General features: G+C 67.5%; 8 protein-coding genes. 4 read left to right on the top strand and 4 right to left on the bottom strand.

Translation table 11 applies throughout. The features are described 5' to 3' along the window. Positions 1-22 precede the first annotated feature (22 nt). The 3 genes from QRO93_RS09420 to hflK form a co-directional block, all read right to left on the bottom strand. Positions 23-208 carry a DUF2065 family protein gene (locus tag QRO93_RS09420; RefSeq protein ID WP_005410640.1) on the bottom strand — a complete coding sequence of 62 codons (186 nt, stop codon included), beginning with the start codon at positions 206-208 and terminating at the stop codon, positions 23-25. Between the two features lie 67 nt (positions 209-275). Next, a complete protein-coding gene (gene hflC / locus QRO93_RS09415) occupies positions 276-1,139 on the bottom strand; it encodes a protease modulator HflC (protein WP_006463283.1) in 864 nt (287 codons plus the stop codon). After that, on the bottom strand, positions 1,136-2,269 hold the full coding sequence (gene hflK, locus QRO93_RS09410) for an FtsH protease activity modulator HflK (protein WP_006463285.1): 1,134 nt from the start codon (positions 2,267-2,269) through the stop codon (positions 1,136-1,138). The genes hflC and hflK overlap by 4 nt, the downstream gene beginning before the upstream one ends. A gap of 153 nt (positions 2,270-2,422) precedes the next feature. Here hflK and QRO93_RS09405 point away from each other — a divergent pair, with 153 nt between their 5' ends. Together QRO93_RS09405 and pilH are read left to right on the top strand one after the other, a co-directional pair. Continuing rightward, complete coding sequence (locus QRO93_RS09405) at positions 2,423-3,418, top strand: YhdH/YhfP family quinone oxidoreductase (protein ID WP_180880357.1); 996 nt, start codon at positions 2,423-2,425, stop codon at positions 3,416-3,418. Between the two features lie 88 nt (positions 3,419-3,506). Next, positions 3,507-3,878: a twitching motility response regulator PilH gene (pilH, locus tag QRO93_RS09400; RefSeq protein WP_005410644.1), complete on the top strand. Its 372-nt coding sequence runs from the start codon at positions 3,507-3,509 to the stop codon at positions 3,876-3,878. A 76-nt stretch (positions 3,879-3,954) separates the two neighbouring features. Here pilH and QRO93_RS09395 read toward each other — a convergent pair whose 3' ends face one another. Beyond that, on the bottom strand, positions 3,955-4,842 hold the full coding sequence (locus QRO93_RS09395; protein ID WP_049457947.1) for a DnaJ C-terminal domain-containing protein: 888 nt from the start codon (positions 4,840-4,842) through the stop codon (positions 3,955-3,957). A 261-nt stretch (positions 4,843-5,103) separates the two neighbouring features. Between QRO93_RS09395 and QRO93_RS09390 the strand changes: the two genes are divergently transcribed. Both QRO93_RS09390 and QRO93_RS09385 read left to right on the top strand, forming a co-directional pair. Beyond that, positions 5,104-5,586: a peroxiredoxin gene (locus QRO93_RS09390; protein WP_180880360.1), complete on the top strand. Its 483-nt coding sequence runs from the start codon at positions 5,104-5,106 to the stop codon at positions 5,584-5,586. Positions 5,587-5,615: 29 nt separating this feature from the next. Continuing rightward, positions 5,616-6,191, top strand: a complete 576-nt coding sequence (locus tag QRO93_RS09385) for a bacterioferritin (protein ID WP_006463374.1) — start codon at positions 5,616-5,618, stop codon at positions 6,189-6,191. Positions 6,192-6,230: the final 39 nt, after the last annotated feature.

Raw genomic sequence — 6,230 nt, 5'->3', positions numbered from 1 at the left:
CCCCCCGCCCGGCACTACCCTTTCAATGTCGTGCCCACCACAGCAGGCTGAGGCCGGCCAGCAGCACCAGCCCGCCGAAGCTGCGCAGGGCCGGGCTGGGCAGGTCCAGCAGGCGCTCGGCCATGCGCTTCCAGGCGAACGGGGCAACGAACAGGAACAGGCCTTCCAGCACCGCCACCAGGCAGACGGCGGCGAACAGATCTTTCATGGGGGACTCCGGAAAAAGCACGGGGCCCGGCATCTGGCCGGGCCCCGTGGGGTAATGCCCTGCGACCTCAGCGGTCGTTCTTCAGGTACTGCAGGAACGGGTCGTTCTTGTCGAGCACGATCACGCCATTGCCGTCGGTCATGGAGCCACGGTAGGCCTCCAGGCTGCGGTAGAAGGCATAGAACGACGGGTCGGCCGAGCCGGCCTTGCCGTAGATGCGGGCGGCATCGGCATCGCCTTCACCGCGCAGGCGCTGTGCATCACGCTCGGCCTCGGCGATCAGCACGGTGCTGTCGCGGTCGGCCTGGGCACGGATGGTCAGCGACTGTTCCTCGCCTTCCGCACGCAGCTTGGCCGCTTCCTGCTTGCGCTGCGCGCGCATGCGCTCGTACACATCATTGATCACCTGGCTGTCGGTAGGCAGGTCCACCTGCTTGATGCGCAGGTCGATCATCTGCATGCCCAGCCCGGCCACGGCCTCGTTGATCCCCTTCAGCTGCTCTGCGATCAGCTCGCTGCGGTCGCCGGAGACCAGCTGCTGCAGGGTGCGCGAGTTGATCTGGTTGCGCAGCGAGTCGGTGATGATCGGGGCCAGGCGGGCATTGGCGATGCGCGGATCGCCGCCGGTGGCACGGAAGTAGTCACCCACGTTGGAGATGTAGCCGATGGCGAAGAAGTCGACGCTGACGTCCTTCTGTTCGGCGGTGAAGTAGCGCGCCGGCGCGGTGTCGAGCACCTGGAAGCGGCGGTCGAAGACCTTCACCGTTTCCACCACCGGCACCTTGAAGTGCAGGCCCGGCTTGATGTCCGAACGCACCACCTTGCCCAGGTTCAGCACCATGGCAGTCTGGTCCTCGCGGACCACGTACACCGAGCCGAGCAGGCCCAGCGCCACCGCCACGATCACGGCGATCCAGATTGGACTCTTCATCGGCTGCCCTCCTCACGGCCGCTCGGTCGCCCGGTCGGGCGGCCCACCGGCCGGCCCGGATCACGGGAAGCTTCCGCCGCTGCACCCGGCAGCGACGGCATCACCACGTCCGGGTTCGCCACTGCGGCCGGGGCCGAGGTGCTGGGACGGGTATCGCCGGTCATCGGCACGTAGATCAGCTGGCGGCCATCGCCACCGATCACCTTGCGGTTCTCGCTCAGCACCTGCTGCACGGTCTCCAGCCACAGGCGCTTGCGGGTCACTTCCGGGGCGTCCTTGTACTGGGCCTGCAACAGGCTGAAGCGCTGCGCGTCACCCTCGGCCTTGGACACCACGGCCTGCTTGTAGCCCTCGGCGGTGGTACGGGCGCGCGAGGCCTGGCCTCGGGCTTCCGGCACGACCTTGGCGGCGTAGGCCTGGGCTTCGTTGATCAGGCGTTCCTTGACCTGCTGGGCGCCGTTGACCTCGTCGAAGGCCGGCTTCACTTCCTCCGGCGGACGGGCGTCCTGCAGGGTCAGGCCGGTCACGGTCAGGCCGGTCTTGAACGCCTTCAGCAGCGCCTGCAGGCGCTCTTCGGCGGCCACGGCCAGCGGGCCACGGTTGTTCAGCACGGCATTGAGGTCGGCGCGACCAACTTCCTCACGCACCGCGCTCTGCGCCGACTGCTCCAGCACCTGGTTGGCATCAACGGTGCCGAACAGGTACTGCTGCGGGTCGTCGATGCGGTACTGGACGTTCAGCGAGACGTTGACGATGTTCTCGTCACGGGTCAGCACCGGCACCTGGATCGAGAACGTCTTGATCTCGGTGGCGTTGACCTTGGTGACCGATTCGATCGGCCACGGCAGCTTGAAGTTCGGTCCGGGCTGCAGGATCCGCGAGAACTGGCCGAAGCGCAGCACCACGCCACGCTGCTGTTCGCCGATCAGCTGGAAGCTGGAGAACAGCACCAGCAGCACCACGGCTGCCACCACCCAACGCATGATGCCGCCGTCGAACAGGTCCTTCAGCGGCCCGGGCAGTCCGCCCCAGCCACCACCATTGCCACCGCCGCGCGACCCGAACGGCCCGCGTCGATTGTCCTCGGGGCCTTGTCCGCCCTTGTTGCCGCCGGGTGTATTCCAGGCCATGCACGCTCCATCAAGATGTGGGCTGCGGCGCGGGCCCTTCCCGCGGCGCCAGCCGTGAAACCATTACCGATCATACAAGATGGGGCGGATCGGCAGGATCGAAAGGGGGGCAACGGGGTAAGGTGGCGTTTTCCTCGAAGTCAGGCAGCGCCGATGGCCCCCACCACCCCGTTCACCGCCTTCCGCATCGAAAACGACGACGCCGGCTACCGCAGTGGCCTGGCCCAGCTCAGGGTGGACGACCTCAACCCTGGACAGGTGCTGATCCGCGCCCACTGGTCCTCGGTCAACTACAAGGACGCCCTGGCCGGCACCGGCAAGGGGAAGATCCTGCGCCGTTTCCCGCTGGTGGGCGGCATCGACGTGGCCGGCACCGTGGTCGCCAGCACCGACCCGGACTGGCGTGAAGGCGATGCAGTACTGGCCACCGGCTGCGGACTCAGCGAGACCCGTGACGGCGGCTACAGCCAGTACGTGCGGCTGGAGTCGCGCGCGGTGATCGCGCAGCCGGCCGGGCTGAGCCCGCGCGAGGCGATGGTGCTGGGCACCGCCGGCTTCACCGCGGCGCTGGCCCTGCGGCGTATGCAGGACAACCGGCAGACCCCGGACCTCGGCCCGCTGGCGGTCACCGGCGCCAGCGGTGGCGTCGGTGCGCTGGCACTGTCGATCTTCAGCCGCGCCGGCTACAGCGTGCACGCGGTCAGCGGCAAGCCGGACCAGGCCGACTTCCTGCGCGGCATCGGTGCCAGCGAGGTGCTGCCGCGCGCGGCGCTGGCCGACCCCGGCCCGCTGCAGTCGGCGCGCTTCGGCGGTGGCCTCGACAATGCCGGCGGCCCGATGCTGGCCAGCCTGCTGGCACAGACCGTGCCCTATGGCAGCGTGGTCAGCGCCGGCTTGGCGGCCAGCCCGACGCTGGACATGACCGTGATGCCGTTCATCCTGCGCGGTGTGTCGCTTCTGGGCGTGTCTTCGGCGAACGCACCACGCGCGCTGCGCGAGGAAGTGTGGGCACGCCTGGGCAACGAGTGGAAACCGCAGCACCTGGACCGCATCTGCACCGCCGAGGTCGGCCTTGATGGCCTGCCGGCGGTGTTCGAGCGGATGCTGGCCGGCGGCTCGCTGGGCCGCACCGTGGTGCGGATCGACTGAACGTCGCAGGCAGGCGACGGACGGCACGCGCGCCCCTCCCGCCGGTAATGTGCCCGCACTACACTGCGGGCATTACATGGGGAACAACATGGCACGCATTCTGATCGTCGACGACTCACCGTCGCAGCTGTTGGGGATACAGCGCATCGTCGAGAAGCTCGGGCACCAGATCCTGACCGCCACCGATGGCGCCGCAGGGGTCGAAACCGCCAAGGCCGAACTGCCCGACCTGGTCCTGATGGACGTGGTGATGCCCAACCTCAATGGTTTCCAGGCCACCCGTACCCTCGCCCGCGACGAGGCCACCCGGCACATCCCGGTGATCCTGGTGACCACCAAGGACCAGGACACCGACCGCATGTGGGGCATGCGCCAGGGCGCCAAGGCCTACATCACCAAGCCGTTCTCGGAAGACGAACTGTCCGAGGTGCTGGAGCGGGTGTTCGCCGGGCAGGGCTGAAGCCTGCTCCGGTGGGTGCCAACCTTGGTTGGCACGCTTTTGCTTGGTGGGTGCCGGCCAGCGGCCGGCACTACCTTCAAATGGTTTCGCCGAACGCCTTGGCCAGGTTCCGGTAGGCCTTCTTCTGCGCCTCGTCGGTCGCAGCCGGGGCCACGATTTCGATTTCAACGATCTGGTCGCCGTCCGGATTGCCCGGCAGGCCGCGCCCGCGCAGGCGCAGCTTGCGGCCGGCATCGGAATCGGCCGGGATCTTCAGCTCCACCGCACCGCCCAGGGTCGGTACGCTGATGCTGGTGCCCAGCGCGGCCTGCCATGGCGTGACCGGCAGCGTGTAGAGGATGTTGCGGCCATCGACCTCGAACTGCGGGTGCGCGGCGTACTCCACTTCCAGCAGCAGGTTGCCACCGTGGTTGCCCTGCCCTGCCAGGCGGATCACCTGGCCCGGGCGGATGCCCTTGGGCACGCGCACGTCCAGCTGCTTGCCGTTGACGGTGATGCGCAGGCTGTCGCCGTTGTAGGCCGCCTCCAGCGGAACCGACAGCTTGGCGCGGGTATCACGGTTGGGCGCATGGCCCTGGCTGCTGAAGCCCGGCCCCGGGCCGGCACCGCCACGCTGGCGTGCGAACAGGCTCTCGAAGAAGTCGCTGAAGCCTCCATTGGGGCCGCCACCGCCGAACACTTCCTCGAAATTGAAGCCACCGGCGCCGCCGTAGTTCGGCGGCACGTTGAATTCCTCGCCCGGGCGGTACCCCTGCGCGCGCAGCTGGTCATAGGCGGCGCGCTTCTCGGGATCGCGCAGCGCCTCGTAGGCCTCGTTGACCGCCTTGAACTTGTCTTCGGCCCCGGCCTCCTTGCTGACATCCGGGTGGTACTTGCGTGCCAGCCGGCGATAGGCGGTCTTGATCTCCGCCTCGCCCGCGCTCGGTTCCACCCCCAGGGTGGCGTAGTAATCCTTGAATTCCATCCAGCTACCTCGATTCGCTTCGGCCGCGCCGGTGGCGCCGCCCCGGGTTCATTCTACGCGCCGGCGATGCTACGCCGCCCATCGTGCGGCCCCGGTGAGGCCGACTGATCCTGCGCAATGCGGCTGCCATCCCGATGCCCCAGGCTGTGGCTGGAAGCCCCCGCCGCAACGCCTGAAGATGGGGCCTGCACACGGGTTTTCCAATGTCTTGACGCCCCTGTCCCATGCCGGCCACTAGCCTGCCCCTGCAAGGAGTTCACCATGACCATCCACGTTGGCGACCGCATCCCGGAAGTGACCCTCAAGCGCATCCGCGAGGGCATCGAAACGCTCGATACGCATTCGCTGTTCGACGCACGCAAGGTGGTGCTGTTCGCCGTGCCCGGTGCGTTCACCCCGACCTGCTCGGCCCGTCATCTGCCCGGCTACGTCGAGCAGTTCGAGGCGTTCCGCAAGCGCGGCATCGACGTCTACTGCATGGCGGTCAACGATCCGTTCGTGATGAAGGCCTGGGCGGCCGAGCAGGAGGTGCCCGATGGCCTGCTGATGCTGTCCGATGGCAATGCCGAACTGACCCGCGCGCTCGGCCTGGAACTCGATGCCAGCGCCTCGGGCATGGGCATCCGCTCGCGCCGCTTCGCGCTGTACGTGGTCGACGGCGTAGTGCGCGCAGCCTGGATCGAACAGCCCGGCCAGTTCGAAGTCTCTTCAGCCGAGTACGTGCTGGAGCACCTGCCCACCTGACTACCAACCGCAAGAGGAACCGGCCAGCCATGTCCAGCAAGCCAGCCAAAGCCCCCAAGCCCGCCGCGAAGATTCCCGGCATCAGTGACCGCAAGACCCTGCGTGACCGCGCCCGGCGCAACATCGAGGATGGTGCGATCACCGACAGCTACAGCGCCGACCGCAAGGTGGTGATCAAGCTGCTCAACGATGCCCTGGCCACCGAGTATGTGTGCGTGCTGCGCTACTACCGGCACTACTTCATGGCCAAGGGCATGCTGGCCGACGCGGTGAAAGCAGAGTTCCTCGAGCATGCACAGCAGGAACAGGCACACGCAGGCAAGCTGGCCGAGCGCATCGTCCAGCTCGGTGGCGAGCCAGACTTCAACCCCGATACCCTCACCGCACGATCGCATGCCGAGTACAAGGAAGGCAGCGACCTGCGCGACATGGTCCGCGAGAACCTGGTGGCCGAGCGCATCGCCATCGACAGCTACCGCGAGATGATCAACTTCATCGGCGACCGCGATACCACCACCAAGCGCATCCTCGAAGAGATCCTCGCGCAGGAAGAGGAACACGCCGACGAATTCGCCGACCTGCTGGATGGGTGGATCGGCGAATAGCCTTGTAACGCTCCCGGTAGAGTCGAGCATGGCTCGACT

Origin of the sequence: Stenotrophomonas maltophilia group sp. Smal17 (assembly GCF_030237045.1) — a bacterium.
Taxonomy (GTDB): Bacteria; Pseudomonadota; Gammaproteobacteria; order Xanthomonadales; family Xanthomonadaceae; genus Stenotrophomonas; species Stenotrophomonas forensis.
This window is presented reverse-complemented; position numbering and strand designations above follow the sequence as displayed.